Annotated in this window: 15 protein-coding genes; 6 read left to right on the top strand and 9 right to left on the bottom strand. The window is 75.7% G+C overall.

Features of this window, described 5'->3' with window-relative positions:
* Window positions 1–6 precede the first annotated feature (6 nt).
* Together ACI8AC_RS14515 and ACI8AC_RS14510 are read right to left on the bottom strand one after the other, a co-directional pair.
* The gene (locus ACI8AC_RS14515; RefSeq protein ID WP_456898497.1) at window positions 7–960 is read right to left on the bottom strand and encodes an HpcH/HpaI aldolase/citrate lyase family protein; all 954 of its coding nucleotides are present in this window, start codon (window positions 958–960) and stop codon (window positions 7–9) included.
* A 49-nt stretch (window positions 961–1,009) separates the two neighbouring features.
* Window positions 1,010–1,945, bottom strand: a complete 936-nt coding sequence (locus tag ACI8AC_RS14510) for a DMT family transporter (protein WP_456898496.1) — start codon at window positions 1,943–1,945, stop codon at window positions 1,010–1,012.
* Between the two features lie 26 nt (window positions 1,946–1,971).
* Here ACI8AC_RS14510 and ACI8AC_RS14505 point away from each other — a divergent pair, with 26 nt between their 5' ends.
* Together ACI8AC_RS14505 and ACI8AC_RS14500 are read left to right on the top strand one after the other, a co-directional pair.
* On the top strand, window positions 1,972–3,210 hold the full coding sequence (locus ACI8AC_RS14505) for a magnesium transporter MgtE N-terminal domain-containing protein (protein ID WP_456898495.1): 1,239 nt from the start codon (window positions 1,972–1,974) through the stop codon (window positions 3,208–3,210).
* The gene (locus ACI8AC_RS14500; protein WP_456898494.1) at window positions 3,203–3,739 is read left to right on the top strand and encodes a DUF1003 domain-containing protein; all 537 of its coding nucleotides are present in this window, start codon (window positions 3,203–3,205) and stop codon (window positions 3,737–3,739) included. Before ACI8AC_RS14505 ends, ACI8AC_RS14500 begins: the two co-directional genes overlap by 8 nt.
* A gap of 19 nt (window positions 3,740–3,758) precedes the next feature.
* On the opposite strand, the gene ACI8AC_RS14495 is transcribed toward ACI8AC_RS14500, so the two are convergent.
* On the bottom strand, window positions 3,759–4,076 hold the full coding sequence (locus ACI8AC_RS14495; protein ID WP_456898493.1) for an AzlD domain-containing protein: 318 nt from the start codon (window positions 4,074–4,076) through the stop codon (window positions 3,759–3,761).
* Window positions 4,073–4,768: an AzlC family ABC transporter permease gene (locus tag ACI8AC_RS14490; RefSeq protein ID WP_456898492.1), complete on the bottom strand. Its 696-nt coding sequence runs from the start codon at window positions 4,766–4,768 to the stop codon at window positions 4,073–4,075. Before ACI8AC_RS14490 ends, ACI8AC_RS14495 begins: the two co-directional genes overlap by 4 nt.
* A gap of 92 nt (window positions 4,769–4,860) precedes the next feature.
* On the opposite strand from ACI8AC_RS14490, the gene ACI8AC_RS14485 reads away from it, so the two are divergent.
* Together ACI8AC_RS14485 and ACI8AC_RS14480 are read left to right on the top strand one after the other, a co-directional pair.
* The gene (locus ACI8AC_RS14485; RefSeq protein ID WP_456898491.1) at window positions 4,861–5,919 is read left to right on the top strand and encodes a YihY/virulence factor BrkB family protein; all 1,059 of its coding nucleotides are present in this window, start codon (window positions 4,861–4,863) and stop codon (window positions 5,917–5,919) included.
* 145 nt (window positions 5,920–6,064) lie between these two features.
* Window positions 6,065–7,213, top strand: coding sequence for an Mrp/NBP35 family ATP-binding protein (locus ACI8AC_RS14480; protein WP_456898490.1), 1,149 nt, complete (start codon window positions 6,065–6,067; stop codon window positions 7,211–7,213).
* Window positions 7,214–7,457: 244 nt separating this feature from the next.
* Here the strand turns inward: ACI8AC_RS14480 and ACI8AC_RS14475 are convergent, their stop codons facing one another.
* From ACI8AC_RS14475 to sigE, 4 genes are all read right to left on the bottom strand, one after another.
* On the bottom strand, window positions 7,458–7,847 hold the full coding sequence (locus tag ACI8AC_RS14475) for a twin-arginine translocase TatA/TatE family subunit (RefSeq protein WP_456898489.1): 390 nt from the start codon (window positions 7,845–7,847) through the stop codon (window positions 7,458–7,460).
* 100 nt (window positions 7,848–7,947) lie between these two features.
* Window positions 7,948–9,435 (bottom strand): S1C family serine protease, encoded by a 1,488-nt coding sequence (locus tag ACI8AC_RS14470; RefSeq protein WP_456898488.1) that lies wholly within the window; start codon window positions 9,433–9,435, stop codon window positions 7,948–7,950.
* A gap of 131 nt (window positions 9,436–9,566) precedes the next feature.
* A complete protein-coding gene (locus ACI8AC_RS14465; RefSeq protein WP_456898487.1) occupies window positions 9,567–10,151 on the bottom strand; it encodes a zf-HC2 domain-containing protein in 585 nt (194 codons plus the stop codon).
* Window positions 10,148–10,735, bottom strand: a complete 588-nt coding sequence (sigE, locus tag ACI8AC_RS14460; protein ID WP_456898486.1) for an RNA polymerase sigma factor SigE — start codon at window positions 10,733–10,735, stop codon at window positions 10,148–10,150. The genes ACI8AC_RS14465 and sigE overlap by 4 nt, the downstream gene beginning before the upstream one ends.
* Window positions 10,736–10,980: 245 nt before the next feature.
* Here sigE and ACI8AC_RS14455 point away from each other — a divergent pair, with 245 nt between their 5' ends.
* Together ACI8AC_RS14455 and ACI8AC_RS14450 are read left to right on the top strand one after the other, a co-directional pair.
* Window positions 10,981–11,625 (top strand): O-methyltransferase, encoded by a 645-nt coding sequence (locus ACI8AC_RS14455; protein ID WP_456898485.1) that lies wholly within the window; start codon window positions 10,981–10,983, stop codon window positions 11,623–11,625.
* Between the two features lie 125 nt (window positions 11,626–11,750).
* A complete protein-coding gene (locus ACI8AC_RS14450; protein WP_456898518.1) occupies window positions 11,751–12,410 on the top strand; it encodes an ATP-binding protein in 660 nt (219 codons plus the stop codon).
* A 229-nt stretch (window positions 12,411–12,639) separates the two neighbouring features.
* Here ACI8AC_RS14450 and ACI8AC_RS14445 read toward each other — a convergent pair whose 3' ends face one another.
* Window positions 12,640–13,158: a 2'-5' RNA ligase family protein gene (locus tag ACI8AC_RS14445; protein ID WP_456898484.1), complete on the bottom strand. Its 519-nt coding sequence runs from the start codon at window positions 13,156–13,158 to the stop codon at window positions 12,640–12,642.
* Window positions 13,159–13,178 lie beyond the last annotated feature (20 nt).

The raw sequence follows: 13,178 nt of genomic DNA, 5'->3' as shown, positions 1-13,178 counted from the left end.
CCCCCCTCAGGCCTCGGGTGGGGTGAAGGACGACGTCCGGCTCATGCCGGCAGCCCGGCCCTTGCCCGCGATGACCAGCGCCATCTTGCGGCTGGCCTCGTCGATCATCTCGTCGCCGAGCATGGCCGAGCCCTTCTTGCCGCCGGCCTCGGAGGTGTACCAGTCGTAGGCGTCGAGGATGAGCTCGGCGTGGTCGTAGTCCTCCTGGGACGGCGCGTAGATCTCGTTGGCCGCGTCGATCTGGCCCGGGTGCAGCACCCACTTGCCGTCGAAGCCCAGCACCGCCGAGCGCTTGGCCACCTCGCGGAAGGCGTCCACGTCGCGCACCTGGAGGAACGGCCCGTCGATGGCCTGCACGCCACGGGCGCGGGCGGCCATCAGGATCTGCATGAGGATGTAGTGGAACGGGTCGCCCGGGTAGTCCGGGTGCAGCGCACCAACCACCAGCGACTTCATGTTGATGCTGGCCATGAAGTCGGCCGGGCCGAAGATGATCGTCTCGATCCGCGGGCTGGCGAAGGCGATGTCGTTGACGTTGATCAGGCCCTGCGCGGTCTCGATCTGCGCCTCGATGCCGATCCGCCCGACCTCCAGGCCGTTGGCCTTCTCGATCTGGGTGAGCAGCAGGTCCAGCGCCGCGACCTGGGCGGCGTCGGCGACCTTGGGCAGCATGATGCAGTCGAGCTCGGCGCCGGCGCCCTCGACGACCTCGACGACGTCGCGGTAGGTCCACTCCGTCGTCCAGTCGTTGACCCGGACGGTGCGGATCTTCTCGCCCCAGCCGCCCTCGTTGAGCGCCGCGACGATGTTCTTGCGCGCACCGGGCTTGGCCAGCGGGGCGCAGGCGTCCTCCAGGTCGAGGAACACCTGGTCGGCGCCCAGCTCCTTCGCCTTCTCCAGGAACCGGGGGTTGCTGCCCGGCACGGCGAGGTTGGAACGGCGGGATCGGAGCTCGGCCACGGTGCCTCCGCGAGACGTCGACGTTGGGTTACCGGAGGGTAGCGACGGCTCAGGTGGCCGGTTCCACCAGCGTCGAGGGCCGCCCGGCACGCACCACGAGGGCCACCCCCGCCACGACCAGCGCCACCCCCGGCAGCGCCAGCAGCGGCGGCACCTGCTGCAGCAGCACGAGGGCGAACAGCAGCGCGCCGGGCACCTCGAGCAGCACGACCAGGCTCACCACGGTGGGGCCGACGGCGGAGAGCACCAGGTTGAGCAGCGTGTGCCCGAACAGCTGCGCGCAGACGGTGATGCCGGCGATGAGCAGCCAGTCGCGGGCCGGGAAGCCGACGAGCGGGGCGCCGACCACGGCCGCGGCGACGGCCACGACCACCGCGCAGGTGGAGTAGCAGACGACGGCGTAGGCCGACGTGGACAGCCGCTGCCGGGCCCGCGCACCGGCCAGCACGTAGCCGGCGGCGCAGATCGCACCCAGCAGCGCCAGCCCGTCACCGGCCAGGGCGCGCAGGCTCACGCGGACGTCGACGCCGGCGATGAGGACCACCCCCGCGACGGCCAGCACCAGCCCCCACCAGACCGCGGCCGGCAGGCGCACCCCGCCGGCCCGGGCGACCAGGGCGGTCCAGACCGGGGTCGTGGTGACAAGCGCGGTGGAAGCGGCCACCGTGGTCATCGACAGGCTGGGCAGCCACGCGGCGAAGTGCGCGGCGAGGAACAGCCCGGCCACCGCGGAGGTGCGCAGGTCGGCCGCCCGCAGCCCGGCCGGCGCGCGCCGCTCGCGCAGCAGCAGCACCGGCAGCAGCGCGGCGGCCCCCGCGGCGTTGCGCCAGAAGGCCAGCGCCAGCACCGGTGCGGCCAGCAGCGTCGTCAGCGGCGCGGACAGCGAGATGCCGACCACCGCCAGCGACATGACCCCGAGCTCCCGCCCGCCGGGCCGGTGCAGCGCCCACGCGGCGGCGGCGGAGGCGGATGCCGGGGCGGTCACGGGGCCCGACGGTAGCCTCGTCCCCCGTGACCACGGTGACCCGGGCGTACGTCTCACGCGTCGCCGGGCTGCCGGTGTTCGACCCCAACGGCGACCGCGTCGGCAAGGCCCGGGACGTCGTCGTCGCCCTGCGCGTGGGCACCGCCCCGCCGCGGGTCCTCGGCCTGGTGGTGGAGGTGGTCGCCCGCCGGCGCATCTTCGTGCCGATGGGCCGGGTGACCACCCTGGACCCGGGGGCCGTCGTCCTGGCCTCCGGCACCCTCAACCTGCGGCGGTTCGAGCAGCGCGCCGGGGAGACGCTGGTGCTCGGCGAGCTGCTCGACCGGTCGGTGCGGATCGCCGAGTCCGGGCGGCCGGCCACCGTCGTCGACGCGGGCATGGAGCAGACCCGCACCGGTGACTGGCTGCTCTCCCGGCTGGCCGTGCAGGAGCCCGGCCGGCTCGGCCGCCGCGGCCAGCTGCACCAGCTGGCCTGGGACGAGGTGACCGGGCTGGCGCTGCCCGAGACCGGGCAGGGCGCCGAGACGCTCATCGCCACCTACCGCGAGCTCAACGCCGCCGACCTCGCCCACGCGCTGCAGGAGCTGCCGGTCAAGCGGCGGCACGAGGTGGCCGAGGCCCTGGACGACGACCGGCTGGCCGACGTGCTCGGCGAACTGCCCGAGGGCGACCAGCTGTCGATCCTGGGGACGCTCAACGAGGGCCGCGCCGCCGACGTCCTGGAGGTCATGGACCCCGACGACGCCGCCGACCTGCTCGCCGAGCTGTCCAACGTCGACCGCAACCGGCTGCTCGAGCTGATGGAGCCCGACGAGGCCGAGCCGGTGCGCCAGCTGCTGCAGTACTCCGAGGACACCGCCGGCGGCATCATGACCAGCGAGCCGGTGATCCTCACCCCGGACGCGACGATCGCCGAGGCGCTGGCGCGGGTGCGCCAGCCGGAGCTGAGCCCGGCCCTGGCCAGCCAGGTCTACGTGTGCCGCCCGCCCGCGGCCACCCCCACCGGGCGCTACCTGGGCCTGGCGCACATCCAGCGGCTGCTCCGCGAGCCGCCGTCCAGCCTGGTCAGCGGCGTGCTCGACGACATGGACCCGCTGCGCCCCGGGGCGCCGCTGGGCGAGGTCACCCGCTACTTCGCCACCTACAACCTGGTCGCCGCCCCCGTGGTCGACCCGCAGGGCCGGCTGGTCGGCGCGGTCAGCGTCGACGACGTGCTGGACCACCTCCTGCCCGACGACTGGCGCGAGCGGGCCCGCCGTGGCTGAGGGCCGGCGGCTCGACGTCCCCCGCGGCGCGCGGACCTTCGGCAGCTTCCTGCGGCTGGACCCCGACGCGGTGGGCCGCTACGCGGAGGGGATCGCCCGGTTCCTGGGGACCGGCCGCTACCTCGCCGTCCAGACGCTGCTCGTCATCGTCTGGATCGCCCTCAACGTCTTCGCGGTCCGGCTGCGGTGGGACCCGTACCCGTTCATCCTGCTCAACCTGGCGTTCTCCACCCAGGCCGCCTACGCCGCCCCGCTGATCCTGCTGGCGCAGAACCGCCAGGCCGACCGCGACCGGGTGCAGGCCGAGGAGGACCGCGCCCGGGCGGCGGTGACCCGGGCCGACACCGAGTACCTGGCCCGCGAGCTCGCCGCCCTGCGCGTGGCGATCGGCGAGCTGGCCACCCGCGACTTCATCCGCGGCGAGCTCGGCCGGCTGACCGAGGAGACCGCGGAGGAGGCCGAGCGCCGGGAGCGCAAGGCGCGCAGGAAGCGCGAGCGGGAGGCCGCCGCGCAGGAGACCGCCGGCTGACCCCGACCGGTCGGCGACCTCAGCCGGTCAGCACGTGCACCAGGGCGCCGGCCGCCCCCGCGAGCAGGAGGACGACGACGAACGGGGCGCGCAGGGCCAGCGCCACCGCGGCCACGGCGAGCCCGGCCAGCCGGCCGTCGACGACGAGGGCCGCCCCGGCGGTGAGCGCCTGCACGGCGACCAGCGCGGCCAGGAGCGCGGCCGGGACGAAGTCCACCACCCGGGTCACCCACGGGTGCTGCACCCACGCGGCCGGCACCGACAGCCCGGCCAGCTTGAGCAGGTAGCACCCGACCGAGGCGGCGACCACCACGACCCACAGCGCGCCGCCGCTCACGCCCGCCCCCCGGCCGGGCGCGGCCGGCCCGCCAGCAGCACCGCCACCGCGGCGGCGAGGACCTGGACCCCCGGGGGCACGACCGGGGTCAGCAGCAGCGCGACCGCCGCCCCGCCCGCGGCCACCCGGCGCTGCACCGGGGCCTCGGGCGCGCCGCGCTGCAGCCGCGGCCAGAGCAGCGCCAGGAACGCCGCCGGGACGACCGCGTCGAGCGCGGCCCGCGCGGTCTCGCCGAGCGCGGCGGCGCCCAGCACGCCGGCCAGCGTCGCGGCGTTCCAGGTCAGGTACAGCGTGGCGCCGCCGGCCAGGAAGGCCAGCCGGGCCAGCCCGCGGTCGGGGGCGGCGACGGCGAGCGCGGTGGTCTCGTCGATGACCCAGTGCGCGGTGCCGGCGCGACGGAGGAACCCGCGGGGGCGCAGCAGCGGCAGCAGCCGCACGCCGTAGAGGGTGTTGCGGGTGCCCAGCAGGAGGGCCGAGCCGATCGCGGCCGGACCGCTCCCGCCGGCCCCCAGGACGCCGACCAGCGCGAACTGCGAGGCGCCGGTGAACATGACCGCCGAGAGGACGACGGCCTGCCACGGGGACAGCCCGGCCGCGTCGGCCGCCGCCCCGAAGGCGGCGCCGTAGAGACCGACCGCCAGCCCGAGGCCGATCGCGTCGCGCAGGGTCGCGGCACGCTCCGCAGTGGTCACCCGGCGACCCTAGGGAACGCCACCGACGGGCCGTGTGACCTCCCCCGAGCGCGGGCACGGGGACAAGGTCGGCCGGCCGAGACGAGGTGCTGATGACGCTGACGCAGCGGCTGGACCGGTTCCAGCGGCGCCACCGCTGGGCGGGCTTCCCGCTGGCGGTGCTCTACAAGTTCTTCGACGACACGGGGATCTACCTCGCGGCGCTGATGGCGTACTACGCGCTGCTGTCGCTGTTCCCGCTGCTCCTGCTGCTCACCACGGTGCTCGGGTACGTCCTGGCCGGCGACCCCGACCTCCAGGCGGACATCGTCGACACCGCGCTGGCGCAGTTCCCCGTCATCGGCGCGCAGCTGGAGGAGCCGGAGCGGCTCGGTGGCGGCGCGGTGGGCCTCACCATCGGCATCGCCGGCGCCCTGTACGGCGGCCTCGGCGTGGGGCTGGCCCTGCAGAACGCCATGAACACCGCGTGGGCCGTGCCGCGCAACCGCCGTCCCAACCCCTTCGCCGCCCGGGGCCGCAGCCTGCTGCTGCTGTGCACGGTGGGCCTGGCGCTGCTGGCCACCACGGCGCTGTCGACCTTCTCGGGCAACGCGACCGTCTTCGGGGCCGACCTGGGCACCGTCCTCCCGATCGTCATGATCGGCGTCTCGGTGCTGGTCAACGCCGGGTTCCTCGTGCTGGCCTTCCGGCTGGCCACCGCGCGCGACCTGTCGTTCCGCGACGTCGCCCCGGGGGCCCTGGCCGCCGCGGTCGTCTGGCAGCTGCTGCAGTCCTTCGGCGGCATCCTGGTCACCCGGGTGGTGCGCGACTCCAGCGCGACCAACGGGGTCTTCGCCCTCGTCCTGGGCCTGATCGCCTTCCTGTTCGTGGCCGCGATCGCCGTCGTGCTGTGCGTGGAGGTCAACGTGGTGCGGGTCGACCGGCTGTGGCCGCGGGCGCTGCTCACCCCGTTCACCGACGACGTCGAGCTCACCCGCGGCGACGAGCGGGTCTACACCCGCGCGGCCCGCGCGCAGCGCACCAAGGGGTACGAGCGGGTCGAGGTCCGCTTCGACAAGCGGCTCGACGAGGACACCTCCCCGGGTGTTCCGCTGCCGGGGGCGCCGGTGATCCCGGTGCTGCGCGAGCCGGACGACGGGCAGCCGCGGTGAGGGCCGGGTGAGGGGTACCTCACGGCCGCGGCCGCCGGTGCCCTCCGGGGCCGCCGTACAGTGGCGGTGGGCCGAGTGGGCAGGTCGTGGCCCGGATGCGGCCGTCCGCCCCCGGATCCCCCGACGGAGGAGACAGACGAGAACGATGCCCGACCAGCTGACCGGCACCCCCGCGCTGGACGCCGTCAACGCGGCGCTGGCGACCGTCCAGGACCCGGAGATCAACCGCCCGCTGCCCGAGCTGGGCATGGTCAAGGACGTCCAGATCGAGGCCGACGGCACCGTCCGGGTCGAGGTCTACCTCACCGTCGCCGGCTGCCCGATGCGCCAGACCATCACCGACCGGGTCACCGAGGCCGTCTCCAACGTCCCCGGGGTCACCGCGGTGCAGGTGGGCCTGGACGTCATGAGCGACGAGCAGCGCGCCGAGCTGCGCCGCACCGTCCGGGGGGACGCCGCCGACCCCGTGATCCCCTTCGCCCAGCCCGGCTCGCTGACCCGCGTCTACGCGGTCGCCTCCGGGAAGGGCGGCGTCGGCAAGTCCAGCGTCACGGTGAACCTCGCCGCCGCGCTGGCCAAGCGGGGCCTGTCCGTGGGCGTGGTGGACGCCGACATCTACGGCCACTCGGTGCCCCGCATGCTGGGCGTCGAGGACAAGCCGACCCAGGTCGACAACATGATCATGCCGCCGCAGGCCTTCGGCGTGAAGGTCATCTCGATCGGCATGTTCACCCCGGGCAACACCCCGGTCGTGTGGCGCGGACCGATGCTGCACCGGGCGCTGCAGCAGTTCCTCGCCGACGTGTGGTGGGGCGACCTCGACGTCCTGCTGCTGGACCTGCCGCCCGGTACCGGCGACGTCGCCATCTCGATCGCCCAGCTGCTGCCCAACGCCGAGATCCTCGTCGTGACCACCCCGCAGCTGGCCGCCGCCGAGGTCGCCGAGCGGGCCGGGGCGATCGCCACCCAGACGCACCAGCAGGTCGTCGGGGTCATCGAGAACATGAGCTGGATGGACCTGCCCGACGGCTCCCGGGTCGAGGTCTTCGGGTCCGGCGGCGGGCAGACGGTCTCCGACGCGCTGACCCGCACCCTCGGTGCCCGGGTCCCGCTGCTGGGGCAGATCCCGCTGGACACCCGGGTGCGCGAGGCCGGGGACGCCGGCGCCCCCGTCGTCCTGGCCGAGCCGGAGTCGCCGGCCGCGCAGGCGCTGAGCGCGGTGGCCGACGGTCTCGCCGTCCGCCAGCGCGGGCTGTCGGGCATGTCGCTGGGGCTGACCCCGGTCCGCCACTGAGCGCAGACGCCGAGAGGCCGGTCCCCGCGCGGGGGCCGGCCTCTCGTGCTGTCGGGGGTGGTACCGGGGCGTGGTCGGCACCGGCCGCGGCACCCCGCGCCGGCGCGGCATGGGAAGCTCTTCCCCCGTCTGCAGGCCGCGAACGCGGGAAAAGCTTCCTCTGCACTCGGGCCCGGGGCGGCTTCCCACGGCGCTGCCCCCGGCGGGAGCTGCCCGGCGGACCCGCTCGGCGCGGACCGGCGGATCAGGTCGCGTCGACGTCGAACGGCGGCGGGGTGGCGTGGTCGCGGGTGCGGACGGCGTCCCGGGCGGCCACCGCACCGCCGGTCTTGGTCAGCCCGACCGAGCCGGTGGCGCTGCCGCGGCGAGCCGGCGGGGCGTCGTCCTCGGCGAGCAGCTGGGTCCGGATGAAGGTCTTCGGGTGGTACTGGCGCAGGTCGAGGTCGCGCAGCCCGGCCAGGTCCTCCCCCAGCGACTCGTCCACCTGCGCCCGGACGCCGGTCACCGCCGTGCGCACCTTCTTCAGCCCGGCGGCGGCCTCCTTGGCCAGGTCGGGCAGCCGCTCGGGGCCGAAGATGAACAGCGCGGCGAGCGCGAGGACGACGATCTCGCCCCAGCCGATCGAGTCGAACACACCCGCTCCCGTCCTGCCGGCGCACGGACCGGTGCCGCGCGCCCCCAGCGTAGGTCTCCCGCCGCTGCGGGTCACCGCCCCCGAGGTGGTGCGGGGCGGGTCACGCCGCGTCGAGGGTCGCCTCGAGGGTGGTCGACGACCCGTTGCGGACCACCTCGACGGTCACCGTGTCCCCCGGGTCCCGGGAGTCCACGGCGACGACGAGTTCCTCGGAGCTGCCGACGGGCTGGTCGTCCACGGCGATGATGACGTCCTGCTCGCGGATGCCGGCCTCCGCGGCCGCGCTGCCCGGCTCCACGTTGACCACCAGGGCGCCGTCCCGGGTGCCGTCGGTCACCGACCGGGCGTTGACGCCGAGCGAGGCGTGCACGGCGCGGCCGGTGCTGATCAGCTGCTCGGAGACGTCGCGCACGGTGTCGATCGGGATCGCGAAGCCGAGGCCCACGCTGCCGCCGCCCAGCGAGGCGATGGCGGTGTTGATGCCGATGACCTCGCCGGCGCCGTTGACCAGGGCGCCACCGGAGTTGCCGGGGTTGATCGGCGCGTCGGTCTGCACGGCGCTGATGACGGCGTTGGTGTCGCTGCCCTCCCCGGCCAGCCGCACCGGCCGGTCGAGGGCGCTCACGATGCCGCTGGTGACCGTGCTCGCCAGGCCGAGCGGCGACCCGATGGCGACCACCGGGTCGCCGACCACGACGGAGTCCGAGCTGCCGAGCGCGGCGGTCAGCAGACCGGGCCGCTCGACCTTGAGGACGGCGAGGTCGCTGGCCGGGTCGCGCCCGACGATGCGCGCCGCCGAGCCGGTGCCGTCGTCGAACACCGCGCGGATCTCCGCTCCCTCGACGCCGTCGGCGCCGGAGACCACGTGGTTGTTGGTCACGATGTAGCCGTTCTCGCCGTCGATCACCACGCCGGAACCGGTGGCGCCGGCCTGGCCGATGCGCACCTCGACCGACACGACGGCGGGGGTCACCCGGGCGGCGATGTCGGAGACCGATCCGGGCTCGCGGGCGATGCCCTCGTCGGTCTCGTTGAGCTGGGTGCCCGGCGCGAGCAGCGGCGTCTCCTCCGCGGTGCGGGTCAGCAGGTAGCCGATCCCACCGCCGAGGGCGCCGGCGACGAGGACTGCGAGCAGCGCGAGCGCGGACACCCGGACCGACAGGTCACGCAGGCGCAGCCGCCGGCGGCCGCGCGCGTCGACGACCACGGGCCCGGGCTGCTCGGCCAGGTCGTCCTCGAACACGGCCGGCCCGGTGAGCCCGGCGGGGGCGTGGGGATCACGCCAGGGGTCGGTGCGGGCGTCGGGCTTCCACCACGGTCCGGCCGACGTGCGGCGGCGGCCCGGGCGGCCGCCCGGCGGCTCCTGGAGGCCCCGCGCGGCGCCCGGCGGCGGCGCGAAGGCCCGCAGGACCGCCTCCGGCGGCGGGGCCGGCACGGGCGGCGGCGGGGGCGGCGGACGGTCCCGGCCGAAACTGCCGTCGACCGCCGCGGGGCGGGAGAAGGCTGCGTGGTGGGGGGCGTCGGGCCGCGCGGCCCGGGGCAGCACGACGGGCCGGGTCGCGCCCGGCGGCGGGTCGAAGCCGCCCACGCCCTCCCGGGGGCGGGCGAAGGTCTCGTCGGGGACCTGCTCCGGCGCCGGGACGCCGTCCTGCGGGTCGCGCTCGTCCTCGGGGTCGGCGGGCAGCGGGTCCTCCCCGGGAGGTCCGGCGGTGGGGGTGGTCAGGGCGTGCCGCCCGCGGCAGCGGCGGGGGTGGGGGCGGCCGAGCCGTTGCCGGCGACCCGGGCGGCGAACGGCGGCACGATCTCGCTGCGCTGGTCACCGGACGGCCGGGCCACCGACGGGGGTGTCCCCCCGTCGCCCGCCCCGCCGGCCGGCAGGCTGAGCGCCATCAGGGTCACCCCGAGGCCGAGCCCGGCCAGGGCGCCGGTCATCCCGCGGCGCAACCACCGGGCCTGCCCGGGGCGCTCCTCCGGCCGCCGGGCGTCGAGGGGCACCGACCAGGAGCCCGACGCGCCGGAGACGGTGAGCTGCCCGGGGCCCGCGCTCAGCGAGCCGCCGCCGGACCCGGGGACGTCCGCGGTGAACGGGATCGCCTGCAGCCGGCTCAGCAGGTCGCCGGGGATGCAGACGTCGGAGGCCCGGTGCAGCGTCTCCTTGGCCTCGCGCTGCGCCTCCACGGCCATGCGGCACTGGGCGCAGCCGCCGAGGTGGCGGGCGGCCCGGGCGGCGGGGCCGCCCGACAGCTCACCGTCGACCAGGGCGGTGATCGCCTCCTGCGCCAGGTGGCTCTCGGGGATGTTCACCCCGCACTCCCCTCCGGGACCGGCGGCCGACGCGGGGCCAGGTGGGCCAGCGCCTCCCGCAGCTGCACGCGGCCGCGGTGGATGCGGCTGCGCACGGTGCCCAGCTTGATGCCGAGCGTGGCCGCGATCTCCTCGTAGGTCAGGCCCTCGATGTCGCAGAGGACGACGGCGACGCGGAACTCCGGGGAGAGGGCGTCGAGCGCCGCCTGCACCTGCGGGTCGAGGTGGGTGTCGGCGTAGACCTGCTCCGGGCTGGGCGCCGTGCCGGGCAGCCGCTCGGTGTCCTCCGGCAGCGCGTCGAAGCGGATGCGCTGCCGGCGGCGGACCATGTCGAGGAACAGGTTGGTGGTGATGCGGTGCAGCCAGCCCTCGAACGTCCCGGGCGAGAAGTCGGCCAGCGACCGGAACACCCGGACGAAGGTCTCCTGCGTGAGGTCCTCGGCGTCCTGGGCGTTGCCGGAGAGGCGGTAGGCCAGCCGGTAGACCCGGGCGGAGTGGTCGCGGACCACCTGCTCCCAGGTCGGCGCGACCCAGGGCTCGCCGCCCGCGGTGGTCGCGGGGGTGGGCACGTCGGGCTCGGGCACGGCTCCAGTATCGCGGACGGGGGCCGCGCCGGGCCGCCCGGCGTCAGCGGGTCGGGGGACGGTGGCTCGCTCGGGGCGCACGTACGGGTCAACGGGGCGGGATCGGGCCGGTGTTCCCGTTCACAGGGTGTTCACAGCTGCGCGGCGCCGCCGGGCGGAGCACCGCCCGGCCACTACCCTCGCCCGGTGATGACGGACGCGGGGACGACGGGCGGGCGGCCCTCGCCCCGAGGTTGGGCGGGCCGGTGACCGCCGGGGCGCCGCGGCCGGGCGTCGACGCCTGGGCCGACCGCTACGCCACCGAGACCACGGCGGTCGTGGCCGCCCGGTCGCGGGCCGCCCGGCTCGGCGGGCCGCCACCGGTCGAGCCCGCCGTGGGGGCCACGCTGGCCGTGCTGGCCGCCGGCGGGGGGGCCCGCGCCGTGGTGTCGATCGGCAGCGGGGGCGGCGTGGCCGGGCTGTGGCTGCTGCAGGGCATGCGGCCCGACGGCGTCCTCACCGCGCTGGACGCCGACCCCGAGCAGCTGCGCGCCGCCCGGCGTGCCTTCGGCGAGGCCGGGTACCCGGCCGGCCGGACGCGGATGATCTTCGGCACCCCGGCGGAGGTGCTGCCGCGGCTGTCCCCCGGCGCCTACGACATGGTGGTCTGCGCGGGGCCGCCGACCGAGTACGCCGGGCACCTCGCCGCCGTGCTCGACCTGGTGCGCGTCGGCGGCACGGTCACCTGCCACGGGCTGCTGGCGGACGGCCGGATCGCCGACCGCGCGGCCCGTGACGAGCAGACGGTGGCCTGGCGGGAGTTGGCCCGCACGGTGCGCGAGCACGAGGACCTCACCTCCGCCGTCCTCCCCATCGGGGCCGGGCTGCTCGTGGCCACCCGCCGCCGCTGAGCAGTTCGACAGCTCCTACCTGGTTCAACGGTCGCTGCTGGACTGCGCTGAGCCTCGTGAGGTGCTGAGCCTCGTGAGGTGCTGAGCCTCGTGAGGTGCTGAGCCTCGTGAGGTGAGGAGAGCGCATCGACCGTGGCAGCGATCCGTACACGCCGGACGCGGGGGCGCCACCTCGATTCCCGGTAGGACGACGCACCGAGGTCGACGACTTCCGCGTACTCCTGCAGCGACTCGCCCGCGGCTACACCGAGCAGTCCCTCGTGATCACCGGCCTGCGCGGCGTCGGCAAGACCGTGCTCCTCGGTCAGTACCGACGCATCACTGAAGAAAGTCGCGGGTGCCGATCGATGCCGAGGTCTCGAAGGACACGCCGTCCGGCCCCCAGATGGCCAACCTCGCGCGCAGAGCCCGCTTCTCCGTGTCGCCGTGGGCCCGATGGGGGGAGCCGCGCCACCGGGGCCGCGGGCGTTCTCGAGTCGTTGTCACCGACGGTTCACGCGGACGGCACCCTCACCGCGGGGCTGGACGTCGACCCGCAGTGGGGACGGGCGGACACGGGCCACCTCGGCGAGGACCTGGCCGATGTCTTCGCAGCCATGGGAGAGGCCGCCGTCGAACAGGACACCGGCATCGTCTTCCTCTTCGATGAGGTCCAGTTCGATGAGGTCCAGTTCCTGTCGAAAGCGGACTGGAAGCCCTCGGGGCGATCCACCGCACCGTTCAGCGTCAGCTGCCCATCACCTTCGCAGGGGCAGGACTCCCCCAGCTCCCCGGGTGGCCGGTGATGCCGAGTCCTACGCCGAGCGCCTGTTCGAGTTCCCGGTGATCGGGGAGCTGCCCGGCACCGCTGCAGCCGAGGCCTTGACCGCGCCCGCCCGGGCAGAGGGAGTCACCTCCGAGTACGACGCGGTCGGGGAGACCGTGACCTGCACCGAGGGCTGCCCGTACTTCATCCAGGGGTTGGATCTCGAACAGATCCCGCCCGCCTCACCACGGCCTCGCATGCCCGGAACGTCACGCCGATGCCTGCGTCACACCACCGAACGGGAACTCGGCGACCGGGTCCCACGGGCCGCCGGCGTAGCGCCACAACCCGAGGCCCCGCGCGGGCACCCGCTCGGGGACGAACGCGGCCGAGAGGTCGGCCAGCAGGGCGCGGGCGGCGGCCGGCTCCACCTTGTTCTGCACGGTGACGTGCGGCCGGTGCGGCTGCCGGTCCTGCGGGGTGAGCCGGTTCGCCCAGCGGGCGGCCAGCCCCGCACGCAGGGCGGCGAGCTCGGCGGACTCGAGGGTGTAGGCCACGCCGCGGCCCAGCGAGCGCAGCCCGGTGACGGCCACGTCGAAGGCCGGACGCGCCGCGGCGGCGGCGAGGCCGGCGGCGACGGTCTCGGCGTCCTCCCCGGGGAGCGCGTGGAAGAGCGTCACGTGCGCGGCGAGGTGGTTGCGCTCCGGCGGGAAGTGGGCGGCGCGCAGCCGGTCGAAGCGGCCCTGCGCCTCCGCCCCCAGCAGCAAGGTGACGATCAGGGGGCGCACGGCCGCCGTCCCCGAGCGGG

It is taken from the genome of Geodermatophilus sp. SYSU D00758 (genome assembly GCF_054049955.1).
Note: the sequence above shows the minus strand (reverse complement) of the source record. Positions and strands in the feature narration are given on the sequence as shown.